The sequence below is a fragment of the Streptomyces sp. MAI_2237 genome, assembly GCF_054189285.1.
On record NZ_JAJPGQ010000001.1, the window covers coordinates 449,956 to 474,628 of the forward strand.

Genomic DNA, 24,673 nt, shown 5'->3' on the forward strand with positions numbered 1-24,673 from the left:
CGCCGCAGCGAACCGTCTGCTCCTAGACGGGCGGCCAGGGAATGGCCGGCCATTCCCCGCTCGGCTCGGGGTGTCTGCCCGTCTCCAGCAGGACGGCGACACGCGCGCGCGTGGCGTCGAGTTCCGCGGGGGTGATCAGCGTGCCGAGCCGCTCGGCGAGCGCGGCGCCGGGGCCGAGCGACTCCTTGAGCCCCTTCAGGACCGTCACCGCCTCCTCGGTCAGCGGCTCCCCCGCCCAGCCCCACAGCAGGGTGCGCAGCTTGTTCTCGGTGTTGAAGGTCACTCCGTGGTCGATGCCGTAGAGCCGGCCGCCTCCGCCGGGCAGCAGGTGGCCGCCCTTGCGGTCGGCGTTGTTGATGACCGCGTCCAGCACGGCGAGCCGGCGCAGCCGCTCGTCGTCGGCGTGCACGAGGAGGGCCGTGCGGTCATCGTCCACCTGGGCGAAGCCGATGGCCTTCCAGCCGGCCTCGGGTTCCTCGCCGTCCACGAGGGCGAGCAGATCGGTGTCCGGCTCGCCGTCGATCCACTCCTGGCACATGCCCTCGCCGAAGGGCCCGTCGCGCAGCACGGTGGGGGGCACCAGCCCCCAGCCGGTGGCCTCGGAGACCTCGTACGCGGCGACCTCGCGCTGGGCGAGGGTGCCGTCGGGGAAGTCCCACAGCGGGCGTTCGCCGCGCACCGGCTTGTAGACGCAGGGGACCTCCTCGCCCTCGTGGGCGACGGAGCAGTACAGCACGGCGTTGGAGGCGTCCCGGATCTGCCCGCGGACCGTGAGCTCACCCCGGGTGAGCAGCTCGACCGTGGTCACGCTCCGCGGCGGTATCCGTTCTGGCGCGGACATACGTGTCCTTCCGGGTCGAGCGGGAGGCTGCACAGCGGGCACGGCGGCCGCCCGGCGTTGACGACGTCCAGGGCACGCTTGGCGAAGGCTCTCGCCTGCGCGCCGGTCAGCCGGACCCGCAGCATCGGGGGTCCGTTCTCCTCGTCCTGCAGCAGGCGCTCCTCGGCCTCGGCGAGGTCCTCGTCGGACTCGGCGTCGAGTTCGACGAGGGCCTGCGCCTCGACGATCATGCGCTGCTCCTCGCCGTCCCAGGCGAGGGCCATGGTGCCGACCCGGAACTCCTCCTCGACGGGGGTGTCCAGCGGGTCGGTGTCGGAGATCTCGGTAGGTGCCACGGCCGGGACGGCGGCGTTGCCGCCGCTGCGCCGCACCACTTCGTCGAGCAGCTCGTCCATGCGCTCGGCGAGTGCGGCGACCTGGGTCTTCTCCAGGGCCACGCTGGTCACCCGGGAGCCTGCGATGGCCTGGAGGAAGAACGTACGGCGTCCGGGAAGCCCGACCGTACCGGCCACGAAGCGGTCCGGGGGGTCGTAGAGGAACACCTGACGGGACACGTCCTGTCTCCTGGAGTCGAAGATCGGCAACGGCGCTAGTGCGACCGCTTCACCCTACTGCGCCCGACGATCACGGTGCGCCCGCGCCGCCCCCGACCGTGGCGTCTCCGGCCGGGGGTTCTTCGCGTGGCGCCAGCGACGCGAAGTCACCGGTGTCGCCGAGGCGTACGAGAAACGGCCTCAGGCGGGTGTAACGGATGGCGGTGATGGAACACGGTTCAACGGAGATCCTCTGGAAGAGGTCGAGATGAAGTCCGAGTGCGTCCGCGACGAGCGACTTGATGATGTCGCCGTGCGAGCACATGAGGTACACGGCGTCGGCGCCGTGGTCGCGCTCCACGCGCGCGTTCCATTCTCGTACGGCTTCGGCGGCGCGGGACTGCATCGCGCGCATCGATTCGCCGCCGGGGAACGCTGCGGCCGAGGGGTGCGCCTGCACGACCTCCATGAGCGGCTCGTCCTTGAGCTCGGCGAGCTTGCGGCCGGACCAGTCGCCGTAGTGGGCCTCCCCGATCCGTTCCTCGGTGTGCGCGGTGAGCTCGGGCCGGGCGCGCAGGAGCGGCTCGATCGTCTCCCGGCAGCGCTGCAGCGGGCTGCTGACGACCTCGGAGATCGGCAGCCCTTCGAGCCGTCCGGGCAGCGCGGCGGCCTGTGCCGCCCCGCGCTCGTCGAGCGCGACACCGGGTGTCCACCCGGCGAGCACTCCCTCGGTGTTGGCGGTGGAACGTCCGTGCCTGACAAGGATCAGCGTGGGCATGCGGCCAAGGGTAGGCGCCCGGCAGGGTGCACCCGCCGTACTACGAAGGGGGAATACGCTCCGTGATCGTCGACTGTGCCATCTACCGTGACGGGCGCCGGACGGAGGGGCCCTCAAACCTCTCGGACGCGCTCGCGCAGTGCCGTCGCGGACCCTACGACTTCGTCTGGATCGGCCTGTACGAGCCGACGGAGGACGAGTTCGACAAGGTCACGGAGGAGTTCGGGCTGCACCCGCTGGCCGTCGAGGACGCCCTGAAGGCGCATCAGCGGCCCAAGCTGGAGGTCTACGACGACTCGCTGTTCGTGGTCCTCAAGCCGGTGGGGTACGAGCCGAAGAGCGACATCGTCACCGCCGGCGAGGTCATGGTCTTCGTCGGCGACTCCTTCGTGGTGACCGTGCGTCACGGCGAGGAGGCGCCGCTCGCCGATGTCCGGCACCGGCTGGAGGAGGAGCCCGAGAATCTCCGGCACGGTCCGACGGCGGTGCTGTACTCGATCGCCGACGCCGTGGTCGACCACTACGTCGAGGTCGCCGACGAACTCGGCACCGACCTGGAGGAGCTGGAGGCGGAGGTGTTCTCGCCGACGCTGGGCGGCTCGCGGCACACCGCGTCCCGCATCTACGCGTTCAAGCGGCAGGTCATGGAGTTCCGCCGGGCGACGGGCCCGCTGGCGCAGCCGCTGGCCCGGCTCGCGGGCGGGGGCCTGTCCGGCGGGCGGGTGCCCTTCGTGCACGAGAAGGCGCAGCCGTTCTTCCGGGACGTCAGCGACCACCTCACGCGCGTGAACGAGTCCGTGGAGGGCCTGGACCGGCTGGTCTCGGACGTGCTCTCGGCCCATCTGGCGCAGACGGGCGTCCGGCAGAACGACGACATGCGGAAGATCTCCGCGTGGGCGGCCATGGCCGCGGTCCCCACGATGATCGCCGGGATCTACGGCATGAACTTCGACCACATGCCCGAGCTGCACTGGTTGTGGTCGTACCCGGCGGTGATCGCGGTGATGGCCGTCCTGGAGGTGCTGCTGTACGGGCTGTTCAAGCGCCGGGGCTGGCTGTAGCGGGGCCGGGCCCCCGCGGGTTCAGGCGAATTCGGCGGCCGTGGTCGCCGGTCCGCCGAGCGCGTCGCGCCGCCGGGGCATGCGCAGGCTCACCATGCGCCGCCAGCCGGCGATCCGCTCGTACGCGTACACGGCGTGGATGCCCGCGGCGAGCAGCGCGGACTTGGCCCTCGGCCAGTGCAGGATGCGTCCCATGTGGTCCAAGACGGCGAGACTGACGTCGCGGTAGACGCGGATCTCGGCGAGCGCGCACTCGCGCAGGATGCGCTGGATGGCGCGGCCGTGTCCGGCGTACGCGAGGCGCAGCAGCTCCTCGTGGCAGTAGGCGAGGTGGTTGTCCTCGTCACCGGAGATCATCCGCACGGCGCGGCCGATGTCGGGGTGGTCGGCGAAGTGCCGGCGCAGCAGTTCCATCTGTTCCGAGGCGCGCTGTTCGGTGACCCTGCTGTGGGCGAGGTAGGTGACGATGTCCTGCTCGGTCAGCGGCCGGTCGCCCTTGAGCTTGTCGTGGGCCAGGCCGATGCCGTGGCGCTCCAGGAGCATCGTGTAGTCGGTCTCGGGCGGGACCGGGACGGGTTCGAGGCCACGCTTCCTCATCAGGGCGGTGAAGATCCGTCCGTGCTTGTCCTCGTCGGCGCCGTGCCGGGTGATCTTGGGCGCGAGCGCACGCTCGCTCTTCGGCACGAGGGCCGCGATACGGCCGTTCTCCCAGCCGCCCTGCGACTCGCCGCTGGCCGCGATGGAGCAGAAGAGCGCGAAGGACCGGTCGTCGTCGAGGATCTCCTGGAACAGACTCTTGGCCGAAAGCATCGTGGGCACCTCTCCGCAGGACTCGCCGATGTCGCAGATGTCGCGGGTTCGGAGCATTCCGCAAAGAACGAGTCAAGTGCGGCCTTCGAGGTGCCGCAACAGCTGTGCCGGACAACTGCGCCAAAAGGAGGAGCCGGCCGGTCACGTCCAGGGCGTAACCGCGGGTGCCGCGGCGCGTTGTTCCCCGTGACGGCCGTGGCGGGGAAGACCCCCGAGCCCCCACCACGGCCGCGGAACGATGCGAGTGCCCGGGCCGGGCGTCAGGCCAGGCCGGCGCGCTCCAGGGCCTCGGTGCCGGCGCGGAGCGAGGCGAGCCGCTCCTCCAGCGTGAAGCCCGCCGGGTTGAGGCTCAGGGTGGTCACCCCGGCCGCCGCGTACTCCTTCATCCGGTCCGCGATGCGGTCGACGGAGCCGAGGAGGGTGGTCTGGTCGATCAGCTCGTGCGGGACGGCGGCCGCGGCGCCCTGCTTGTCGCCGGCCAGGTACTTCTCCTGGACCTCGGCGGCGGCCGCCTCGAAGCCCATGCGCTGGGCGAGCTGGTTGTAGAAGTTCTGCTTGGCGCTGCCCATGCCGCCGACGTACAGCGCGGTGTAGGGGCGGAAGGCGTCGGCGAGCGCGGTGACGTCCTTGTCCTCACCGACGGCCAGCGGCAGGGTCGGGTGGACGTCGAAGCCGTCCATGGTCTTCCCGGCCTTCTCGCGCCCGGCGCGCAGGTATTTGATGGTCGTCTCCTCCAGGTGCGCGGCGGAGGGGAAGATCAGCAGGGCGCCGTCGGCGATCTCGCCGGTCTGCTCCAGGTTCTTCGGGCCGATCGCGGCGATGTACAGCGGGATGTGCTCGCGCGTGGGATGCACGGTGAGCTTGATCGGCTTGCCCGGGCCGCCGGGCAGCGGCAGCGTCCAGTGCGCGCCCTCGTACGACAGCCGCTCGCGGCTCATGGCCTTGCGCACGATCTCGACGTACTCACGCGTGCGTGCCAGCGGCTTGTCGAACTTGACGCCGTACCAGCCCTCGGAGACCTGCGGTCCGGAGACGCCGAGGCCGAGGCGGAAACGGCCCCCGGACAGGGAGTCCAGGGTGGCGGCGGTCATGGCGGTCATCGCGGGCTGGCGCGCGGGGATCTGGAAGATGGCCGAGCCGACGTCGATCCGCTCGGTGTGGGCGGCGACCCAGCTGAGCACGGTGGCCGCGTCGGACCCGTAGGCCTCGGCGGCCCAGCACACGGCGTACCCGAGCCGGTCGGCCTCCTTGGCGACCTCCAGGTTGTCCGCGTCCATTCCGGCGCCCCAGTAGCCGAGGTTGATCCCGAGCTGCATGGCCGTTCCCCTTACCGATCAGTAACGTCGTCCTGTTGCGCAGACCCTAACCTGTGGAAACTCGTTGTCCACAGGCCCCCACGCCGCAGGTTCCGGCCAGTAATCTCGGCGTTCATGGAGCAGAGGCATCTCGGCCGCACCGGCCTTCGTGTGTCCCGTATCGGACTCGGCACGCTCACCTGGGGCAGGGACACCGACGAGCACGACGCCGCGGACCTCTTGAAGACATTCTGGGAGGCCGGCGGCAGCCTCGTCGACACGGCGGACGTGTACGGCGACGGGGAGGCCGAGTACCTGCTGGGCCGCCTCGTGGAAGGGCTGGTCCCGCGCCGTGACCTGGTGATCTCCACGAAGGCGGGCAGCGTGCCCGACCCGGACCGCCGCTTCGACGGCTCGCGCGGCCATCTGCTCTCCGCCCTGGACGCCTCGCTCGCCCGCCTCGGCACCGACTACGTCGACGTCTGGCACGTGCACGCCTTCGACCCCGGCACCCCGCTGGAGGAGACCCTCCAGGCCCTGGACCTGGCGGTCAGCAGCGGTCGCGCCCGGTACGCGGGTGTCTCCAACTTCTGCGGCTGGCAGCTGGCGAAGGCGGCGACGTGGCAGCTCGCCGCGCCGGGCACCCGGACCCGCCTGGCCAGTACGCAGATGGAGTACTCGCTGCTGCAGCGCGGCGTCGAGCGCGAGGTGCTGCCCGCCGCGCTGGATCTCGGCGTCGGCCTGCTGCCGTCCTCGCCGCTGGGCCGCGGCGTGCTGACCGGCAAGTACCGGGGCGATGCCAGGCCGGCCGACTCGCGCGGCGCCTCCGAGCACCTCTCGCGGTTCGTCGCGCCCTACCTCGACGACACCGCGAGCCGGATCGTCGACGCCGTGCAGACCGCCGCGGACGGGCTCGCCGTGACCCCCCTCCAGGTCGCCCTCGCCTGGATCCGCGACCGGCCGGGCGTGGCCGCCCCCGTCATCGGTCCGCGCAACGCGCAGCAGCTCACGGCGGCATTGTCAGTGGAGGCCCTTAGTCTTCCTGACGAGATCTGCCGGGCGCTCGACGACGTGTCGGCGCCCGTGCACCGCTATCCCGATCACGACTGGAGCACGCTGTGAGCACGGAGCCGGAGACCACGGAGCAGACCGGGCCAAAGGCGCCGGACGGCGCGACGGAGGACGGCGCGACGGAGGCAGGCGCCGTGCAGGAGGGCGCCCCGGACGCCGGTGACGGCGAGGGCACGGGCACGGATACGGACGCCGAGGGCGGCACCGGCAAGCAGTTGTCCGAGGCGGAGGCCGAGTTGGCCGCGCAGCGCCTGGAGCGGGAGCGGATCGAGCGGCGCAAGGCCGAGCGGAAGGGGCCCGTCGAGGCCGGCGCCAAGCTGAGCGGCACGGCCGCCGATCTGCTGGCGGCCGTGCGGGCCGTGGAGAGCGGTCAGAAACCCGTGGCCGCCGTGTTCGACGAGCCCGCGCCGCGCCGGCCCGCAGCCGAGACCGTACGGCGGCCGCAGCCGGCGCCGCAGCCCGTCGCGCCCGCGGCTGTCGCGGCGGAGTCCGTCGACGAGGTGCGGCGCGTGCTGGCCGACGGCGGCGCACCCGACTCGCTCGCGCCGCAGGCCGCCGCCGCGCTCGGCGAGGGCGCCGGGGAGCTGCTGCGCGCCGACCCTTGGCAGCTGCTGCGGGTCGGCGGTGTGCGGCCCGAGCAGGCCGACGGCTTCGCACGGGCGCTGCTCGGCGCGCAGACCGGGCCGGACGACGAGCGGCGGGGCCGGGCGCTCACGGGGTGGCTGCTGGAGCAGGCCGCCCTGGCCGGGCACACCGCGCTGGAGATGCAGGCGTTGACCGCCGCGCTGGTCCAGCGGGGCGTGCCGGACGCCGACACCGCCGTGCAGAACGCCGTCGCGGAGGGCGAGGCCCTGGTCTTCCAGGACGCCCTGGACCCGCGCGCACCGGAGCCGGCGGAGGACGAGGAGGAGGGCGCGGAGCGGCCCGTGCGCATCCTGGTCGGCCTGGAGCGGTACGCGCTCGCGGAGGAGAGCCTCGCCGACGGACTGGCCCGGCTGATCAACTCGGTGCCGAAGGAGGACGGTTCGGCGCCGGAGTGGGAGCGGGCCGCCGAGGCGGCCAGGGGCTCCACCGCCGAGCTGATCCGCGCCGCTGCGAGCAACGGCCTGGTCCTGCACACGGGCGGTGAGGCGTCCCTGGCCGAACCGGCGACCCTGCTGCGCACGGCATCCGCCCTCGGCCTGCGCGCCTGGGCGGCGACGCACACACCGACGGGCCGCGAACGCTTCGCACGCCTGCTGAACAGGACGGAGAAGCCGGGCGCCCCGACGCCGGGCGCCGCGATGCCCGGCAACACGGTCCCCGGAGGCTCCGCGACGAGCGGCGGCACCACCGGTGGCTCGACGCCGGGCAGCCCTGCGACGAGCGGCAGCGCCGACGCCGGTCCGGCGCCGGACGGCGTCACCACCGTCGCCGGGCTTCTGGCCGGGGCCGAGGGGCCCGGGCGGGACGCCGACGGGGCGTTGGACCTGGATCTGCTCGTCGTGCTCGACGCGCCTCAGCTGGACGTCGAGACGGCGGCGCTGCTCGTCGAGTCGCTGCCCGACGGGGCCCGGCTGGTGCTGGCCGGTGATCCGGCGGTGCTGTGGTCGGCCGGTCCCGGGCGGGTGTTCGCGGATCTGCTGGCGGCGCGTGTCTGCCCGCAGGTCGCCTCCCGTCTGCCGGACCCCGGGCCCCTCGGCGAGCTGGTCTCCGGCATCGGCGTCGGCGAGCTCACCCAGGTCGAGGCCCCCGGCAAGGAGGTCGTGATCGTGCCGGTGCGGGACGCGGGCGAGGCCGTGCACCGCACCGTGCAGCTGGTCGCCGACTCGGTGCCGCGCGCGCTCGGCGTTCCCCCCGAGCAGACGCAGGTGATCACGCCGGGCCACGGCGGCGCCGCCGGCACCCGCGCCCTGAACGCCGCCCTCAAGGAGCGCCTCAACCCGGGCCCGGGCCGCTTCGGCGGCTTCGACCCCGGTGACCGTGTCGCCTACTCCCCCGCCCCGGGCCGTACCGTGCCGGGGCAGGTGGTCAAGGCCGACGCCGACGGCCTGCACCTGTCGTGCGCGGGCGTCTCGGTCGTCGTGCCGAAAGAGCGGGTGGAGCAGTGCGTGCGGCACGGCTGGGCGCTGACCGCGCACCAGGCGGTGGGCGGCCGGTGGCCCGCGGTGGTCGTGGTGCTGCCCGGGGACGCCGCCCAGGCGCTGAACCGCCCCTGGGTCTACACGGCGTTCAGCCGGGCCGACCGCCACCTCTCCGTGGTCCACGGCGTGGACCAGGCCCTGCCGAAGGCGGTCGCCGAGATCCCCGCGAAGCCGCGCACGACCCGCCTGCCGGTCCTCCTGGCCACCCAGCTGCCGACGGCTGGCTGATCGCCCCGAAAGGGGCGCGGGGATTTGCACGACCAGCGCCACACGGCTTGCAGCCCGACACACAACAGGTCGCACCACGGCGCACCCGCATCACGGCGCAACCTCACCACCAGCCGCCCCGCACACACGAAGGCGGCGGTCACGGACACCCCCCGCGACCGCCGCGCTCGGCACTCCTCAGCGATCCGCGTCCAGCGGCTCGAGATCGCCGTCCTCGTCCAGCTCCGGATCGATCTCGTCCTCGAGGTCGTCCCCGTCCAGATCGTCGTCGAACACCGCGCTGACGTCGAAGCGGCACACCACGGCCTGCGGATCGACGCCGTCGAACGGCGCCTCCAGCCACTCACCGGGCTCCGCGGGATCCTCCGCGGCGGTCACCCACAGCGTGGAGTCGCCCTCCTCCAGACCGAACTCCTTGTGCCGCGAGGCGATCTCGTCCGGCTCGAACTCGCCGAACAGGATGCCCAGCGCCCCGTGCACCGTGCCGGAGACCCCCGTGTCCGTCGCGTCCTCGTCCGCGGCCTCCACCCGCTGCGCCTGCGCCAGCAGCCGCTGCGGCTCGACCACGGAGTAGTCGCGGCGGATGAGCACGCTGAGCGCGTTCGGCTCCTCGGGTCCCGTGTACGGCGGCAGCGTGTCCTCCGCGCCGGGGATCTCGAAGGGGGTCACCTCGTCGTAGCGGTCGTAGAGCAGCTCGTCGTACGCCTCGGCGGCCGCCGCCAGCTGGTTGAACGCCTCGTAGACGGCCGGGTCGTCCTCCCCCGACCGGCGTTCGACGGCCGCCAGGTGGCGGTCGAGCGCGGTCTTGACCGCCTCGGCGGCGGCGCGTACCTCGGCAGCGGTGGGCTGCGCAGCATCAGACATAGTGCAGACGCTATCCGTACCGGGCCCCAGCCCGCACAATAGATGCGATGCCGGAATACGAATTTGTCGACGTGTACGTGCCTCGCGGGGTTTCCCGTAAGGACGCCACACGCCTGCTGACGGACCATGCCGAGTACGGACACTGGGAGTTGGACCGCCTCAGTCTGATGCGCGACGGCAGCCGCAGGGTGCGGCTGCGTCGGCGGATCATCCGCCAGGTGCGCGCCACCTGGTGAGCGAGGGGCGGCGACAGGATCACCGGAAACGGAGCGGGCCCCGCCGAGGCGGGGCCCGCTCCGTGATGTGTGTCACGCGGTGCTATGCGGCGGCGCGTGCCTTGCGGTAGAGCACGGCACCGGCCAGCAGCGCTCCGGCTCCGACGGGGAGCACGAGGCCCAGCGGCAGGTCGCTGCCGGTGTGGGCGAGCTGCGAGACCGACTCGGGCCCGTTGATCGTCTGGGCGCCCGGGTGGTTGACGTGCGAGGACCCGCCCGGCGTGTGGATGCCGCGGGTGGGCGGTGTGCTCGGGGTGCCCGGGTTTTCGGGGTGCCCGGGCGGCGTCACCTGACCCCCGCCGGGAGGCGTGGTGTGACCGCTGCCCGAACCGCCGCCGTTGACGCAGTCGTTGCCGGTGGCGGGGTTGCCGATGCCGACGACGTTCACGCTGTTGCCGCAGGCGTTGACCGGCACGTCGACGGGCGCCTCGACGCGGTTGCCGGAGCCGACGCCCGGTGAGTCACTGCTGTGGCCGCCCGCGTGCGAGCCGCCAGCACCGGAGCCGCCGTGACCGCCGGACGGTCCGCCGCCCTGGTTGGCGCACCCGTTGCCGAAGGCCGGGTTGAGCAGGCCGACGACGTTCACGGAGTTGCCGCAGACGTTCACCGGCGCGTGCACGGGCGCCTGCACCGAGTTGCCCGACAGCACGCCGGGCGAGTCCGAGGCGCTGCCGCTCGCCGTGGAGTCGGCGTGTGCGTAGCCACCGGCGGCGGCTAGCACGCCGGTCGCGGCCGCCACGGTCATCAGGCCCTTGCGGGTCACCTGTCGCATTCCTGAATTACCCCTGCTTTCGAAACCTGACCTGGAATCATCGGGAACTCCCGGTCGGCTCCGGAGCGCATTGCGCTCACTCCGGAGCCGAGGGGTTGTGAAAATGAGCGGCCTCGAGCGGCCGGCGTCAGTGGTTGATGCAGATATTGCCGAAGGCGGGGTTCAGCAGCCCGGACGCGGAGACCGTGTTGCCGCAGACGTTCACCGGGATGTGCACCGGAACCTGAATGACGTTGCCGGAAGCGACACCCGGGGAGTGCACCGCAGCCCCCTGAGCGCCGGCGTCGGCGACGGCCATGCCCGCACCCGCGAGAACCAGACCACCGGTGGCAGCCGCAGCAGCGACGACCTTCTTGATCATTATTCCTCCTTGTTGGCAATGCGATCCCAAGAAGCGGATCGCATCACCTGTAACGAGGAGGGACGAAATGGAGCTACGAGCGTATGAGTGCATTCACTCTTCTCAGTCAGTCCCGTACGCGTGGCCGAATACGGGGGGTCATGACGCGTCGATGAAACGGTCGAGGACGCGCACGCCGAACCTCAGACCGTCGACCGGCACCCGCTCGTCGACCCCGTGGAACATGCCGGCGAAGTCCAGCTCCGGGGGCAGCTTGAGGGGCGCGAAGCCGAAACCGCGGATGCCGAGGTCGTCGAAGGACTTGGCGTCCGTGCCGCCGGAGAGCATGTAGGGGATCGCCTTGGCCGTCGGGTCCTCGGCCAGCAGCGAGGACTGCATGGCCTCGACCAGGGCGCCGTCGAAGGAGGTCTCCAGCGCCTTGTCGGAGTGCACGTCCTCGCGCCGCACCTTGGGGCCGAGGATCGAGTCGAGGTCGGCGAGGAACTCCTCCTCGTGCCCGGGCAGGAAACGTCCGTCGACATGCGCGGTGGCCTCGCCGGGGATGACGTTGACCTTGTAACCGGCGCCGAGCTGGGTCGGGTTGGCGGTGTTGCTGAGCGTCGCGCCGATCAGCTTGGCGATGCCGCCGAGCCGGGCCAGTGTCGACTCCATGTCCTCCGGGTCCAGCTCGGTGCCCAGGGCGTCGCCGAGTTCGTCGAGGAAGGCGCGGGTGGTCTTGGTGACCCGGACGGGGAACCTGTGGCGGCCGAGCCGGGCGACGGCTTCCGACAGCTCGGTGATGGCGTTGTCCCGGTGGATCATGGAGCCGTGGCCCGCGGTGCCGGCCACGGTCAGCTTCATCCAGTGCATGCCCTTCTCGGCCGTCTGGATCAGGTAGAGCCTGCGCTGCTCGCTCACGGTGAACGAGAACCCGCCCACCTCGCTGATGGCCTCGGTGACGCCCTCGAAGAGGTCGGGGTGCCGGTCCACCAGGTGCCGGGCGCCGTACGTGCCGCCGGCCTCCTCGTCGGCGAGGAACGCCAGCACGATGTCGCGCGGGGGCCGGCGTCCGCTGCGCAGCCGGTCGCGGACGACCGCCAGGGTCATCGCGTCCATGTCCTTCATGTCGACGGCGCCCCGGCCCCACACGCACCCGTCGGCGACCTCGCCGGAGAAGGGGTGGTGGGTCCAGTCGTCGGCGTTGGCGGGTACGACGTCCAGGTGACCGTGGATCAGCAGCGCGGGCCGGGAGGGGTCCTCCCCCTCGATGCGGGCCACCGTGGAGGCGCGGCCGGGGTGCGACTCGAAGATCTTCGGCTCCAGGCCCACCTCGGCGAGCTTCTCGGCGACCCACTCAGCCGCCTTGCGCTCGCCCGGTCCCGAGTGGTCGCCGTAGTTGCTGGTGTCGAAGCGGATCAGGTCGCGGCAGAGGTCCACGACCTCGTCCTCGCCGGTGACGCCCCTGGCCGTGTCCGTGTCCGTGTCGCTCACGCTGCTTCCTCCCGCTGTCACTGCTGGTGGTTCCCCTCATCCTGCCCCTCCGCAGCGCCGCGCCCAAGAGCGGGACCGGCCCGTCGCACGCCGTTCACGCGGGCGCGGTGGCCGGACGGGGGGTGATCGGGCACCCCTCGAAAGCCTGGTAATGTTTCCCTCGTCGCCGCGGGGCAGACCCCGCACGACAGACACCTTGTCCGGGTGGCGGAATGGCAGACGCGCTAGCTTGAGGTGCTAGTGCCCTTTATCGGGCGTGGGGGTTCAAGTCCCCCCTCGGACACTGCACAGGCCGGGCGGATCGAGAGACATCTCGATCCGCCCGGTTCTTTTTCGTGCCCTGGTCCGGGGCCGGGACCGATGGTCCCCGGCGGGTCCCGGTCGGCCCCTCGTGGGGGCGGTGCCGCGGTGGTCACGTGGATGGTGGGGCTTGCCCCGCGGCGTGAGCCCCGGATCGAAGGAGCTGATCGCCATGACGACCCTGGCAGCGACACCGGACCGTCCGGTCCGGGTGGAGGCGGTGCTCGACGCACCACTGTCGCGGTGGCTGTGGCTGGTGAAGTGGATCCTGGTCATCCCGCACTACGTGGTGCTGTTCTTCCTGTGGATCGCGTTCACCCTGGTGAGCGTGGTCGCGTTCTTCAGCATCCTGTTCACCGGCCGCTATCCCCGCGCCCTGTTCGACTTCAATCTGGGGGTGCTGCGCTGGAGCTGGCGGGTCGCCTACTACTCGTACGGCGCCCTCGGCACCGACCGGTACCCACCGTTCAGCCTGGGCGAGGAGCCCGACTACCCGGCCCGGCTGGACATCGCCTATCCGGAGCACCTCTCGCGCGGCCTGGTGCTGGTGAAGTGGTGGCTGCTGGCGATCCCGCACTACATCGTCATCGGGTTCTTCCTCGGCGGCTGGCGAGTCGGCTGGTGGGACGGCGGCCTGGTCGCCGTGCTGGCCCTCATCGCGGCCGTGATCCTGGCGTTCACCGAGAAGTACCCCAAGGGCCTGTTCGACCTGATCCTGGGCCTGAACCGGTGGGTGCTGCGGGTGGCCGCCTACGTGGCGCTGATGACGGACAGCTACCCGCCGTTCCGGCTCGACATGGGAGGTGACGAGCCCGCAGTGGCGACCATGGTGAGGGACGGGCCGTGACCGCCCTGCTGGTCGCCGGGTTCCTGATCGTGCACGGGCTGCTGCACCCAGGCGTCTGGACGGCGCCCCGGCAGCCCGGCCGGCCGGCCCCGTTCGACCCGGGACACTCGTGGGCGCTGTCCGCGGCCCATGTCGCGCCCGCGCCGGCCAGGTCCGCCGCGCTGGCCCTGGCCTGGTGGACGGCGCTGGTCTACTGCGCCGCCGGTGTCGGGGTGCTCGCGGGCGGCGGCTGGTGGGCCGCGACGGCGCTCGTCGCCGCCGTGAGCGGACTCGCCCTGAAGGCACTGTGGTACGACCCGTGGCTGAGCGTGGGTGTGCTGCTGGACCTGGGCGTGGTGGCCGCCGTCGCCGCCTCCTGGCCGGCGTCCCTGTACTGAACCCGCAAGTCCCCGCCCCAGCGCCGGAGATGGGGCGGATCGGGGGCCCTCACTCTCGGTGTGGGGTATCTCTCTCCGGCGTGAAACCCGCAGGTCAGTGACGCCTGGTGCGCGGTAGGTTCGCCCGGACGGCCCACCCGGGTCGCCGTTCGACGGGGCCGAACCTAGCTTCGTACTAAAATTTCCGGCTTGTTACGGAGCTGGAGGAGGACACCCCAGGCAGACCTGCGGGCCCGCCAGCGCCCCGGAGGCTTCCGGGATCGAGACGCGAGGACCGATGGCAGCCATACACGAGAGCAGTGCTCTCGGCCTGCTCGACGAAGAGCTCAGCGCTGAGATCCACCGACAGTTCGGCGACACCGCCCGCTTCTCCGCAGGTCAGGCGGCCTCCCCGCGGACCCTGGTCGACATCTTCGACGCCTGCGTGCGGTCCTACCCGGGTGAGTTCGCCCTGGACGACGGCTCGCGGCAGCTCACCTACCGGGAGCTGGCGGCCGAGGTCGAGCGGCTGCGCGGGCGGCTGGCCGCCGCCGGGGTCGGGCTCGGCGACCGGGTGGGGGTCCGGGTCCCCTCGGGCACCAACGAGCTGTACGTGGCGATCCTGGCCGTCCTCGCCGCCGGTGCCGCCTACGTCCCCGTCGACGCCGAGGACCCCGACGAGCGGGCCGAGCTGGTGTTCGGGGAGGCGGAGGTGCGGGCCGTCGTCGGCGCCGGACACGAGCTGACCGTCACCGGGCGCGGTGCGGCGCGGGCCGCGCGGCCCGGTGTCGAGCACGACGCGTGGATCATCTTCACCTCCGGCTCCACCGGGAAGCCCAAGGGCGTCGCCGTCTCCCACCGCAGCGCCGCCGCGTTCGTGGACGCCGAGGCCGCGCTGTTCCTCACCGACGACCCGATCGGCCCGGGCGACCGGGTCATGGCGGGGCTGTCGGTGGCCTTCGACGCGTCCTGCGAGGAGATGTGGCTGGCCTGGCGCTACGGCGCCTGTCTGGTGCCGGTGCCGCGCTCCCGGGTCAGGAGCGGCGCCGACCTCGGTCCCTGGCTGGTCGAGCAGGAGATCACCGTGGTCTCGACGGTGCCGACGCTCGCCGCGCTCTGGGAGCCCGAGGCCCTCGACGACGTCCGCCTGCTGATCTTCGGCGGCGAGGCCTGTCCGCCGGAGCTGGTGCAGCGGCTGGTGACGGAGGGCCGGGAGGTGTGGAACACCTACGGGCCGACCGAGGCCACCGTCGTCGCCTGCGCCTCGCTGATGAGCGGTGCCGAGCCGATCCGGATCGGGCTGCCGCTGGCCGGCTGGGAGCTGGCCGTCGTCGACGAGGCCGGGGAGCCCGTCGCGATGGGCGCCAGCGGGCAGCTGGTGATCGGCGGCGTCGGCCTGGCCCGGTACCTGGACGCCGAGAAGGACGCCGAGAAGTACGCGCCCCTCGCCTCTCTCGGCTGGGAGCGGGCGTACCGCAGCGGTGACCTGGTCAGGGCCGAACCCGAGGGGCTGGTCTTCCTCGGGCGGGCCGACGAGCAGATCAAGCTCGGCGGCCGCCGGATCGAGCTCGGCGAGGTCGACTCCGCGCTGCAGGCGCTGCCCGGGGTGGCCGGCGCGGCCGCCGCCGTACGGACCGCGCGCGGCGGCAACCAGCTGCTGGTCGGCTATGTCGTCACCCAGGACGGCTGGGACCACGCGGCCGCGGTGGAGAAGCTGCGCGCCGAACTGCCCGCGGCGCTCGTCCCGCTGCTCGCTCCGGTCGCCGAGCTGCCGACCCGGACCAGCGGCAAGGTCGACCGCGACGCGCTGCCCTGGCCCTTGGAGGGCCTGGAGACCGGCGGGCCGGCCGAGCGGCTGTACGGCACCGAGGCGTGGCTCGCCGAGCAGTGGACGGAGGTCCTCGGCATCCCCGTCACCAGCGCCCGCGACGACTTCTTCGCGATCGGCGGCGGCAGTCTGGCCGCCGCGCAGCTGACCACGCGGCTGCGCACCCGCTATCCGAGCGCCGCCGTCCTCGACATCTACCAGCAGCCCACGCTGCGCAAGCTGGCGCGGCGGCTGGAGGACTCGGCGCAGGACGACGGGGGCAGCCGGACGATCGCCCCCGTCCCCGCCCGAGCCCGGATCGTCCAGCTGCTGCTCCTCGTCCCGCTGTTCACGCTGCTCGGGCTGCGCTGGACGGTGGCGCTGGCCGCGCTGGGGAACCTGCTGCCCGCCTGGTCGTGGCTGCCGACGGCGCCCTGGTGGCTGCTCGTGGCCGCTGCCCTGCTGCTCTTCAGCCCGCCCGGCCGGCTCGCGATCGCGGCCGGTGGCGCGCGGCTGCTGCTGCGGGGCGTGCGCCCGGGCCGGTACGCGCGCGGCGGCGGCGTCCACCTGCGGCTGTGGACGGCGGAGCGGCTGGCCGAGTTCAGCGGCGCGACCTCGCTGACGGGCTCCTGGCTGGAGCGGTACGCGCGCGCCCTGGGCGCCAAGGTCGGCCAGGACGTCGACCTGCACTCGCTGCCTCCGGTCACCGGCCTGCTGAAGCTGGGCCGGGGCGCGGCCGTGGAGTCCGAGGTCGACCTGTCCGGCTGGTGGCTGGACGGCGACCGGCTGGAGATCGGCCAGATCAAGGTCGGCGCGCACGCCACCGTCGGCACCCGCAGCATCCTCTTCCCGGGCGCCCGCGTCGGCAAGCGCGCCGAGGTGGCGCCGGGTTCGGCGGTCACCGGGCAGATCCCGACCGGCCAGCGCTGGGCGGGCGCCCCCGCGGTCAAGCTCGGCAAGGCCAAGCGGAACTGGCCCAAGGACCGGCCGCAGCGGGGCACGTACTGGCGGGTGATGTACGGCTTGACGGGCCTGTTCCTCACCGCGCTCCCGCTGCAGGCCGGCGGTGCCGCCTTCCTCGTCGCGTACGCCCTCGTCGACCCGTCCGCTCCGGTGCGCGGTGCCGCGCTCGCCCTGGTCCCGGCGACGCTGGCCTTCGGGGCGGCGTACGCGCTGCTGATCCTCATCGGCGTGCGGCTGCTGAGCCTGGGACTGCGGGAGGGGACGTACCCGACGCACAGCCGGACCGGCTGGCAGGCGTGGACGGTCACCCAGCTGATGGACCGCTCCCGGGACACGCTGTTCCCGCTGTACGCCGGGCTGGTGACGCCGGTGTGGCTGCGGCTGCTCGGCATGCGCGTCGGGCGCGGAGCCGAGGTGTCGACCGTGCTGGCGCTGCCCAGTCTGACGACGGTCGGCGAGGGCGCGTTCCTGGCCGACGACACGCTGACGGCGCCGTACGAGCTGGGGCGCGGCTGGATGCGGATCGGGCGCGCGGAGATCGGGCGGCGGGCGTTCCTCGGGAACTCGGGGATGACCGCTCCGGGGCGGAGCGTCCCGGACGGCGGGCTGGTCGGGGTGCTGTCGGCCACGCCGAAGAAGGCCAAGAAGGGCAGCTCCTATCTGGGGCTGCCGCCGGTGAAGCTGCCGCGCAGCGCCGAGCCGGGCGACCAGAGCCGGACGTACGACCCGCCGGCGCGGCTGCTGTGGGCGCGCGGGCTGGTGGAGCTGTGCCGGATCGTGCCGGTGTTCTGCTCGGCCGCGCTGGCCGCCGGCACGATGGCGGTGCTGTGCCTGCTGGGGCCGTGGGCGCCGCTGCTGTCCGGGCTGGTGCTGCTCGGGGCGGGCGTGCTGGCCGCGCTGGTCTCGGTTCTCGCGAAGTGGCTGCTGGTGGGGCGGCACCACACGGGCGAGCATCCGCTGTGGAGCGGTTTCGTGTGGCGCAACGAGCTCGCCGACACCTTCGTCGAGGTCGTGGCGGTGCCGTGGCTGGCCGGGGCGGTGCCGGGGACGTCGCTGATGAACGGGTGGCTGCGCGGTCTGGGCGCCCGCATCGGCAGGGGCGTGTGGGTGGAGAGCTATTGGCTGCCGGAGAGCGATCTGGTGACCTTGGAGGACGCGGCGACGGTCAACCGGGGCTGCGTGCTGCAGACCCACCTCTTCCACGACCGGATCTTGCGGACGGATACTGTTGTCCTCCGTGAGGGCGCCACGCTGGGCCCTGGCGGGATCGTGCTGCCCGGCAGCACGATCGGGGCCCGTACGACCCTGGGTCCCGCGTCGCTCGTCATGGCCGCGGAGTCCGTCCCGGACGACACCCGCTGGCTGGGCAACCCGATCGAGGCATGGCGTCCTTGAAAGCGGGCCACTCGGGTTCGGTGGGCGGTGTACCGGCGGGCAGTGGCGGCGCAGGGCAGGGAGCGGAAGCGGCAGTGGCGGTTCAGCAGTCGGCGGCGGCCGACCCGTACTTTCCGGAACACGGTGACCCCCGTTACCGCGTGCACCGGTACGAGATCACGCTGGACTACCGTCCGGGGCCGAACCGGCTGGCGGGCGCCGTCCGGATCAACGCCATAGCGGGACGGTCGCCACTCGCCGAGTTCTTCCTGAACCTGTCCGACTTCAGGATCGGCCGGGTGCGGGTGGACGGCCGGCAGCCGCACTACACCCACCGCGGCGGCCGGCTGCGCATCCGGCCCGCCAAGCCGGTCCGCCCCGGTGCCGCGTTCACCGTCGAGGTGCACTGGTCGGGCAACCCGAAGCCGGTGAGCAGCCCGTGGGGCGGGCTGGGCTGGGAGGAGCTGGAGGACGGGGCGCTGGTGGCGAGCCAGCCGATCGGGGCGCCGTCCTGGTACCCGTGCAACGACCGGCCGGCCGACAAGGCCTCCTACCAGATCTCGGTGACCACGCCGTCGGCGTACGCGGTGGTCGCGGGCGGGCGGCTGCTGACCCGTACGACCAAGGCGTCCACCACCACCTGGGTGTACGAGCAGGCCGCGCCGACCTCCAGCTATCTCGTGGGGCTCGCGATCGGCAAGTACCAGACGGTGCTGCTGGGCGATCCGGGACCGGGCGGGGTGCCGCAGCACGGGCACATCCCGGCGCACCTGCTGCCGGAGTTCTCGCGGGACTTCGCGCGGCAGCCGCGGATGATGGACCTGTTCCAGGAGCTGTTCGGGCCCTACCCGTTCGAGGAGTACGCGGTCGTGGTGACCGACGAGGAGCTCGATGTGCCGGTGGAGGCACAGGGGTTGTCGCTGTTCGGCGCCAACCACGTGGACGGGGCCCGGGGTTCGGAGCGGCTGGTCGCGCACGAGCTGGCGCACCAGTGGTTCGGCAACAGCGTGTCCATCGCGGACTGGCGGCACATCTGGCTGAACGAGGGGTTCGCCAAGTACGCGGAGTGGCTGTGGTCGGAGCGCTCGGGCGGCCGGTCCGCGCAGCAACTGGCCGCCGCCGCGCACCGGTTGCTGTCCTCGCAGGCGCAGGATCTGAAGTTGGCCGACCCGGGGCGCAAGACGATGTTCGACGACCGGCTCTACGAGCGCGGCGGCCTCGCCGTGCACGCCGTGCGCTGCGCGCTGGGCGACGACGCGTTCTTCCGCATGCTGCGGGGCTGGACGGGCCTGCACCGGGGCGGGGCGGTCACCAGCGCGACGTTCACCGCGCACGCCAACCGGTACGCGGACGAGCCGCTGGACGAGGTGTTCGACGCCTGGCTGTACCGCACGGCGCTGCCCGCGCTGCCCACCCTGGTGCCGGCGCGTCCGACGCATCCGCCCACCAACGCCGAGTCGGCGTAGCGAGGGCCGGCGGGCCGGTGCGGGAGAATGGGGCCCATGTCCCGACGTACCTCGCCCTCCGGGCGCCGGCGCGGCTCCGCGCCGGCTGCCGCCGCCTCCTGCCCCTGCGGTCTCGGGGAGCCGTACGCCGCGTGCTGCGGCCGCTTCCTCGGGGGTGAGGCGGCCGCGCCGACCGCCGAGGCGCTGATGCGGTCGCGCTACACGGCCTTCGTCCGGCTGGACGAGCCGTACCTGCTGCGCACCTGGCACCCGCGCACCCGGCCGGCGCGTCTCGGCCTCGATCCCGGCACGCGCTGGACGGGCCTGGAGATCCTCGGCACGACCGACGGCTCCGCTTTCCACGGCACCGGCACGGTGACGTTCCGGGCGTCGTTCAGGGACGGTTCGCTGCACGAGCGCAGCCGGTTCGAGCGGGTGGACGGGGCCTGGGTGTACGTGGACGGGGAGTTCCTCGGCTAGGACGCGGGCCTAGGGCGCGAGGATGTCGAGCTCCTGGAGCGCCCCCACCGTGATCTCGCGGGTCAGCTCCTCGGCGCGGGCGGCGTCGCCCTCCCGGACCGCCTCGGCGACCTGGACGTGCAGGGTCACGGCCGCCGGGTCGGGGTCCTCGAACATCACCTCGTGGTGGGTGCGGCCCGCGAGGACCTCGGCCACGACGTCGCCGAGGCGCGCGAACATCTCGTTGCCCGAGGCCGTGAGGATGATCCGGTGGAAGGCCATGTCGTGGACGAGGTAGCCCTCCAGGCGGTGACCGCGGGAGTTGGCGACCATGCCGAGCGCGCACTCGGTCAGCTCCGCGCACTGTTCGGCGGTCGCGTGCCGGGCCGCGAGCCCCGCCGCGACCGGTTCGATCGCGGAGCGCAGCACGGTCAGGGAGCGCAGTTGCCCGGGGCGGTCGGCGCCGGCCAGCCGCCAGCGGATGACCTGGGGGTCGTAGACGTTCCACTCGGCCTTCGGGCGCACGGTCACGCCGACGCGGCGGCGGGACTCCACGAGGTGCATCGACTCCAGGACCCGGACCGCCTCGCGCATGACTGAGCGTGAGACGTCGAAACGCTGGGCCAGTTCGTCGGTGCGCAGAACGCTGCCCGGCGGGTACTCCCCCGCGGTGATCGCGGGGCCGAGGGTGTCCAGTACATGGCCGTGCAGCCCCCGGCCCGGTGTGCTCATGCACTCAGAGTACGTGCCGGATCACACCTTCAAAAAGTCAGACTTATTTGTCACAGGCTCTTGAATTCGTCGTACCTAATCGGTTTCAGTTACGTCGACACCGGTCGAAGAAGACAGTGAGGCAGCGATGAGCACCCCCCATGTCGTCGTGGTGATGGGCGTCGCGGGCACCGGCAAGACCACCATCGGTCCCCTGCTCGCGGCCCGGCTCGGCGTCCCGTACGCCGAGGGCGACGACTTCCACCCGCAGGCCAACATCGCCAAGATGTCGGCCGGCGTCCCGCTCGGCGACGACGACCGCTGGCCATGGCTCGACGCCATCGGCGCCTGGGCGCACGGGCGGGCGGGACTCGGCGGAGTGGTCAGCTGCTCGGCGCTGAAGCGGTCCTACCGCGACCGGCTCCGCGCGGCCGCGCCCGGCGTCGTCTTCGTCCATCTGGCGGGCGACCGCGCCCTCATCGAGGAACGGATGTCCCACCGTCAGGGGCACTTCATGCCGACCGCGCTGCTCGACTCCCAGTTCGCCACGCTCCAGCCGCTGGAGCGGGACGAGGCGGGCGTCGCCGTGGACGTCGCCGGCAGCCCCGAACAAATCACCGAACGGGCCGTGAAGGCACTCGCCGACCTCCCGTAACCCCCCGCGCCTCCCCTCCCCTCCCCGTACCTGCAAGGGAACTCCCCCGTGACCAGACTCAGCGTCGAGATGCTGGCAGCGGACGCGCCCGAGCCGATCACTTCGGCCGGCCACGCTCAGCTGGGCATCGCCGTACTGGCGGGCATCGCCGTCATCGTGCTGCTCATCACCAAGTTCAAACTGCACGCCTTCCTGTCGCTGACCCTCGGGTCGCTGGTGCTCGGCGCGGTCGCCGGCGCGCCCCTCGACAAGGTGATCGCCAGCTTCACCACCGGCCTCGGAACCACGGTCGCCGGCGTCGGCGTGCTGATCGCGCTCGGCGCGATCCTCGGCAAGATGCTCGCCGACTCCGGCGGCGCCGACGAGATCGTCGACACGATCCTCGCCAAGGCGGGCGGCCGCGCCATGCCGTGGGCGATGGTGCTGATCGCCTCGGTGATCGGCCTGCCGCTGTTCTTCGAGGTCGGCGTGGTGCTGCTGATCCCCGTCGTGCTGATGGTCGCCAAGCGCGGCAACTACTCCCTGATGCGCATCGGCATACCCGCCCTGGCCGGTCTGTCCGTGATGCACGGCCTGGTGCCGCCGCACCCCGGCCCGCTGGTCGCGATCGACGCGGTCCACGCCAACCTCGGCGTCACCCTCGCCCTCGGCGTCCTCATCGCCATCCCGACGGTGATCGTCGCCGGACCGCTGTTCTCCAAGGTCGCCGCGCGCTGGGTGGACGTCCAGGCCCCCGACCGGATGATCCCGCAGCGCGCCTCGGAGGAACTGGAGACCCGTCCGAGCTTCGGCGCCACGCTGACCACGATCCTGCTGCCGGTCGTCCTGATGCTCTCCAAGGCGCTGGTCGACATCGTGATCGACGACCCCGCGAACCTCACCCAGCGCGTCTTCGACGTCGTCGGCTCCCCGCTGATCGCCCTGCTCGCCGCCGTGCTGCTCGGCATCTTCACGCTGCTGCGGCCCGCCGGGTTCGGCAAGGAGCGGCTCACCCCGCTGGTGGACAAGGGCCTCGCGCCCATCGCGGGCATCCTGCTGATCGTCGGCGCGGGCGGCGGCTTCAAGCAGACGCTGATCGACACCGGCGTGGGCCAGATGATCCTGGACATCTCCAAGGACTGGTCGATCCCGGCGCTGCTGCTGGCCTGGCTGATCGCCGTGATCATCCGCCTCGCCACCGGCTCGGCGACGGTGGCGACGGTCTCGGCGGCCGGCCTGGTGGCCCCGCTCGCGGCCGACATGTCGACCACCCACACGGCCCTGCTGGTCCTGGCCATCGGCGCCGGCTCGCTCTTCTTCAGCCATGTCAACGACGCCGGGTTCTGGCTGGTCAAGGAGTACTTCGGCCTGACCGTCGGCGAGACCGTCAAGACGTGGTCGGTCATGGAGACGATCATCTCCGTGGTCGCGGGCGGCCTGGTCCTGCTGCTGTCGCTGGTCATCTAGGAGTACGCGGATGAGCCACCCCCTGTTCGACATCCACGGCCGCAGCGCACTGGTCACCGGCTCCAGTCGGGGCATCGGCCTGGCGCTGGCCCGGGGCCTGGCGGAGGCCGGCTGCACCGTGGTCCTCAACGGACGCGACGCCGGCCGGCTCACCGAGGCGGCCGCGCGGCTGCCCGGCGAGATCCACACGGCCGTCTTCGACGTCACCGACGGACCCTCGGTCGCGGCGGGCATCGCCGATGTCGAACAGCGGGTCGGCCCGCTCGACATCCTCGTCAACAACGCGGGCATGCAACTGCGCGCCCCGCTCCTGGAGTTCACCGACTCCGACTGGCACCGCATCCTGGACACCAACCTCACCAGCGCCTTCCTGGTCGGCCGGGAGGCGGCCCGGTACATGACCGGCCGCGGCCACGGCAAGATCGTCAACATCTGCTCGCTGCAGAGCGAGGTGGTCCGCCCGGGCATCGCGCCCTACGCGGCCACCAAGGGCGCGCTGAAGATGCTGACCAAGGGCATGTGCGCCGACTGGGGTCCCTACGGCGTGCAGGTCAACGGCCTCGGTCCCGGCTACATCGAGACCGAACTGACCCAACCCCTCGTCGAGGACGAGGAGTTCAGCGCCTGGGTGCGCCGCCGCACCCCGGCCGGCCGCTGGGGCACCACCGAGGACCTGGTCGGCGGACTGCTGTTCCTGGCCTCGCCCGCGGCCGACTTCGTCGGCGGGCAGGTGCTGTACGTCGACGGCGGCATGACGAGCGTGCTGTGAAGGAGGCCGCGCGGATGCTCGGTTGTGTGATCCACGGTCGCGGCGATCTGCGCGTGGAGGAGCTGCCGGTACCGGAGCCCGGCCCCGGGCAGGCTCTCGTCGCCGTCCGCTACGGCGGCGTCTGCGGCTCCGACCTGCACTACCTCCAGCGCGGCGGAGTGGGCGACTTCCGCCTGCGGGAGCCGATGCTGCTCGGCCACGAGGTGGTCGGGACGGTCCTCGCGTACGGGAGCGCGTCCGCGGCGAGTCCCGCCCCGGGCACGGCCGTCGCCGTGCACCCGGCCACCCCGTGCGGCGCCTGCCCGGAGTGCGTCCGGGGGCGCCGCAATATCTGCCGGGACACCCGCTACCTCGGCAGCGCGGCCCGCTTCCCGCACGTACAGGGCGGCTTCGCGGCCCGAGTCGTCGTCCCCGCCGATCAGTTGCGGCCGCTCCCCGCGGGCCTGGAACTGCGCCGGGCGGCCCTCGCCGAGCCGCTCGCCGTCGCCCTGCACGCCGTGCGCCGGGCCGGGGACGTGGCCGGACGGCACGTCCTGGTCACCGGCGCCGGCCCGATCGGCTGCCTCGTGGTCGCCGCGGCCAGGGCGGCGGGTGCCGCCCGGGTCACCGTCACCGATCTCCTTCCGGCGGCCCTGGCGTACGCCCGTGCCGCCGGCGCCGACACCGTCGTACGGGCGGACGACGCGGATGATCCCGGGTGGCCGGCCGAGGCGGACGTGGCCGTGGAGGCGTCCGGGGTGGCCGCCGGTCTGGAGACCTGTCTGCGTCTGGTGCGGCGCGGCGGGGTCGTCGTCCAGCTCGGGATGCTGCCGCCCGGGCCGAGTCCCTTCGCGGGGAACCTCGTCGTGAGCAGGGAGATCGAGCTCCGGGGGGCCTTCCGTTTCGACGCCGAGTTCGACGAGGCGCTGCGGCTGCTCGCGGCCCGGCCCGCGCTCGACGGGCTGGTCAGCGCGGTGGTCCCGGTGCGGGAGGCGGCCTCGGCGTTCTTGCTGGCGGCTGACCGGAGCCGTTCCTGCAAGGTGCTGCTGGACTTCGGGGCGCCGTGAAAGGGTTCCCCGG

At 72.6% G+C, this 24,673-nt stretch carries 23 protein-coding genes and 1 tRNA gene; 14 read left to right on the forward strand and 10 right to left on the reverse strand.

Annotated features, from left to right (window positions below; genetic code table 11):
• Window positions 1-22: 22 nt before the first annotated feature.
• The 3 genes from LN251_RS02100 to LN251_RS02110 form a co-directional block, all read right to left on the reverse strand.
• Window positions 23-841 carry an SCO1664 family protein gene (locus tag LN251_RS02100; RefSeq protein ID WP_458242819.1) on the reverse strand — a complete coding sequence of 273 codons (819 nt, stop codon included), beginning with the start codon at window positions 839-841 and terminating at the stop codon, window positions 23-25.
• Window positions 805-1,395 carry a DUF3090 domain-containing protein gene (locus tag LN251_RS02105; protein WP_458242820.1) on the reverse strand — a complete coding sequence of 197 codons (591 nt, stop codon included), beginning with the start codon at window positions 1,393-1,395 and terminating at the stop codon, window positions 805-807. The genes LN251_RS02100 and LN251_RS02105 overlap by 37 nt, the downstream gene beginning before the upstream one ends.
• A gap of 70 nt (window positions 1,396-1,465) precedes the next feature.
• Complete coding sequence (locus LN251_RS02110) at window positions 1,466-2,152, reverse strand: histidine phosphatase family protein (protein WP_249836571.1); 687 nt, start codon at window positions 2,150-2,152, stop codon at window positions 1,466-1,468.
• Between the two features lie 62 nt (window positions 2,153-2,214).
• Between LN251_RS02110 and corA the strand changes: the two genes are divergently transcribed.
• Window positions 2,215-3,213: a magnesium/cobalt transporter CorA gene (gene corA, locus LN251_RS02115; RefSeq protein WP_458242821.1), complete on the forward strand. Its 999-nt coding sequence runs from the start codon at window positions 2,215-2,217 to the stop codon at window positions 3,211-3,213.
• Window positions 3,214-3,234: 21 nt separating this feature from the next.
• On the opposite strand, the gene LN251_RS02120 is transcribed toward corA, so the two are convergent.
• The gene (locus tag LN251_RS02120) at window positions 3,235-4,023 is read right to left on the reverse strand and encodes a ferritin-like domain-containing protein (RefSeq protein ID WP_458243246.1); all 789 of its coding nucleotides are present in this window, start codon (window positions 4,021-4,023) and stop codon (window positions 3,235-3,237) included.
• A 260-nt stretch (window positions 4,024-4,283) separates the two neighbouring features.
• The gene (locus LN251_RS02125) at window positions 4,284-5,339 is read right to left on the reverse strand and encodes an LLM class F420-dependent oxidoreductase (protein WP_058926308.1); all 1,056 of its coding nucleotides are present in this window, start codon (window positions 5,337-5,339) and stop codon (window positions 4,284-4,286) included.
• A 114-nt stretch (window positions 5,340-5,453) separates the two neighbouring features.
• On the opposite strand from LN251_RS02125, the gene LN251_RS02130 reads away from it, so the two are divergent.
• Together LN251_RS02130 and LN251_RS02135 are read left to right on the forward strand one after the other, a co-directional pair.
• Window positions 5,454-6,440 (forward strand): aldo/keto reductase, encoded by a 987-nt coding sequence (locus LN251_RS02130; RefSeq protein WP_458242822.1) that lies wholly within the window; start codon window positions 5,454-5,456, stop codon window positions 6,438-6,440.
• Entirely contained in the window at window positions 6,437-8,740 is a 2,304-nt protein-coding gene (locus tag LN251_RS02135) for an ATP-binding domain-containing protein (RefSeq protein WP_458242823.1), read from the forward strand. Before LN251_RS02130 ends, LN251_RS02135 begins: the two co-directional genes overlap by 4 nt.
• A gap of 177 nt (window positions 8,741-8,917) precedes the next feature.
• Here LN251_RS02135 and LN251_RS02140 read toward each other — a convergent pair whose 3' ends face one another.
• The gene (locus LN251_RS02140; protein WP_458242824.1) at window positions 8,918-9,604 is read right to left on the reverse strand and encodes a hypothetical protein; all 687 of its coding nucleotides are present in this window, start codon (window positions 9,602-9,604) and stop codon (window positions 8,918-8,920) included.
• A gap of 47 nt (window positions 9,605-9,651) precedes the next feature.
• On the opposite strand from LN251_RS02140, the gene LN251_RS02145 reads away from it, so the two are divergent.
• Window positions 9,652-9,840: a DUF5703 family protein gene (locus LN251_RS02145; protein ID WP_007380901.1), complete on the forward strand. Its 189-nt coding sequence runs from the start codon at window positions 9,652-9,654 to the stop codon at window positions 9,838-9,840.
• An 82-nt stretch (window positions 9,841-9,922) separates the two neighbouring features.
• On the opposite strand, the gene LN251_RS02150 is transcribed toward LN251_RS02145, so the two are convergent.
• From LN251_RS02150 to LN251_RS02160, 3 genes are all read right to left on the reverse strand, one after another.
• Window positions 9,923-10,651, reverse strand: coding sequence for a chaplin (locus LN251_RS02150; protein WP_458242825.1), 729 nt, complete (start codon window positions 10,649-10,651; stop codon window positions 9,923-9,925).
• A gap of 127 nt (window positions 10,652-10,778) precedes the next feature.
• Window positions 10,779-11,012 carry a chaplin ChpH gene (gene chpH / locus LN251_RS02155; protein WP_458242826.1) on the reverse strand — a complete coding sequence of 78 codons (234 nt, stop codon included), beginning with the start codon at window positions 11,010-11,012 and terminating at the stop codon, window positions 10,779-10,781.
• 138 nt (window positions 11,013-11,150) lie between these two features.
• On the reverse strand, window positions 11,151-12,482 hold the full coding sequence (locus LN251_RS02160; protein WP_458242827.1) for a M20/M25/M40 family metallo-hydrolase: 1,332 nt from the start codon (window positions 12,480-12,482) through the stop codon (window positions 11,151-11,153).
• A 198-nt stretch (window positions 12,483-12,680) separates the two neighbouring features.
• Between LN251_RS02160 and LN251_RS02165 the strand changes: the two genes are divergently transcribed.
• The 6 genes from LN251_RS02165 (at window position 12,681) to LN251_RS02190 (ending at window position 20,054) form a co-directional block, all read left to right on the forward strand.
• Window positions 12,681-12,765, forward strand: a tRNA-Leu gene (locus tag LN251_RS02165).
• Between the two features lie 189 nt (window positions 12,766-12,954).
• The gene (locus LN251_RS02170; protein ID WP_458242828.1) at window positions 12,955-13,629 is read left to right on the forward strand and encodes a DUF4389 domain-containing protein; all 675 of its coding nucleotides are present in this window, start codon (window positions 12,955-12,957) and stop codon (window positions 13,627-13,629) included.
• On the forward strand, window positions 13,626-14,006 hold the full coding sequence (locus LN251_RS02175; RefSeq protein ID WP_458242829.1) for a hypothetical protein: 381 nt from the start codon (window positions 13,626-13,628) through the stop codon (window positions 14,004-14,006). Before LN251_RS02170 ends, LN251_RS02175 begins: the two co-directional genes overlap by 4 nt.
• Before the next feature lie 277 nt (window positions 14,007-14,283).
• Window positions 14,284-18,150 carry a Pls/PosA family non-ribosomal peptide synthetase gene (locus LN251_RS02180; protein WP_458242830.1) on the forward strand — a complete coding sequence of 1,289 codons (3,867 nt, stop codon included), beginning with the start codon at window positions 14,284-14,286 and terminating at the stop codon, window positions 18,148-18,150.
• Between the two features lie 74 nt (window positions 18,151-18,224).
• Window positions 18,225-19,595, forward strand: a complete 1,371-nt coding sequence (locus LN251_RS02185) for a M1 family metallopeptidase (protein ID WP_458242831.1) — start codon at window positions 18,225-18,227, stop codon at window positions 19,593-19,595.
• Window positions 19,596-19,631: 36 nt separating this feature from the next.
• On the forward strand, window positions 19,632-20,054 hold the full coding sequence (locus LN251_RS02190; protein WP_458242832.1) for a YchJ family protein: 423 nt from the start codon (window positions 19,632-19,634) through the stop codon (window positions 20,052-20,054).
• A gap of 9 nt (window positions 20,055-20,063) precedes the next feature.
• Here LN251_RS02190 and LN251_RS02195 read toward each other — a convergent pair whose 3' ends face one another.
• Complete coding sequence (locus tag LN251_RS02195) at window positions 20,064-20,765, reverse strand: FadR/GntR family transcriptional regulator (protein ID WP_058926297.1); 702 nt, start codon at window positions 20,763-20,765, stop codon at window positions 20,064-20,066.
• A gap of 127 nt (window positions 20,766-20,892) precedes the next feature.
• Between LN251_RS02195 and LN251_RS02200 the strand changes: the two genes are divergently transcribed.
• The 4 genes from LN251_RS02200 to LN251_RS02215 are packed head-to-tail and all read left to right on the forward strand — an operon-like array spanning window position 20,893 to window position 24,660.
• The gene (locus LN251_RS02200; protein WP_458242833.1) at window positions 20,893-21,399 is read left to right on the forward strand and encodes a gluconokinase; all 507 of its coding nucleotides are present in this window, start codon (window positions 20,893-20,895) and stop codon (window positions 21,397-21,399) included.
• Window positions 21,400-21,447: 48 nt separating this feature from the next.
• Complete coding sequence (locus LN251_RS02205; RefSeq protein WP_458242834.1) at window positions 21,448-22,845, forward strand: GntP family permease; 1,398 nt, start codon at window positions 21,448-21,450, stop codon at window positions 22,843-22,845.
• A gap of 10 nt (window positions 22,846-22,855) precedes the next feature.
• The gene (locus tag LN251_RS02210; protein ID WP_458242835.1) at window positions 22,856-23,614 is read left to right on the forward strand and encodes an SDR family oxidoreductase; all 759 of its coding nucleotides are present in this window, start codon (window positions 22,856-22,858) and stop codon (window positions 23,612-23,614) included.
• A gap of 14 nt (window positions 23,615-23,628) precedes the next feature.
• Window positions 23,629-24,660 (forward strand): L-idonate 5-dehydrogenase, encoded by a 1,032-nt coding sequence (locus LN251_RS02215; RefSeq protein ID WP_458242836.1) that lies wholly within the window; start codon window positions 23,629-23,631, stop codon window positions 24,658-24,660.
• The last annotated feature ends 13 nt before the right edge of the window (window positions 24,661-24,673 follow it).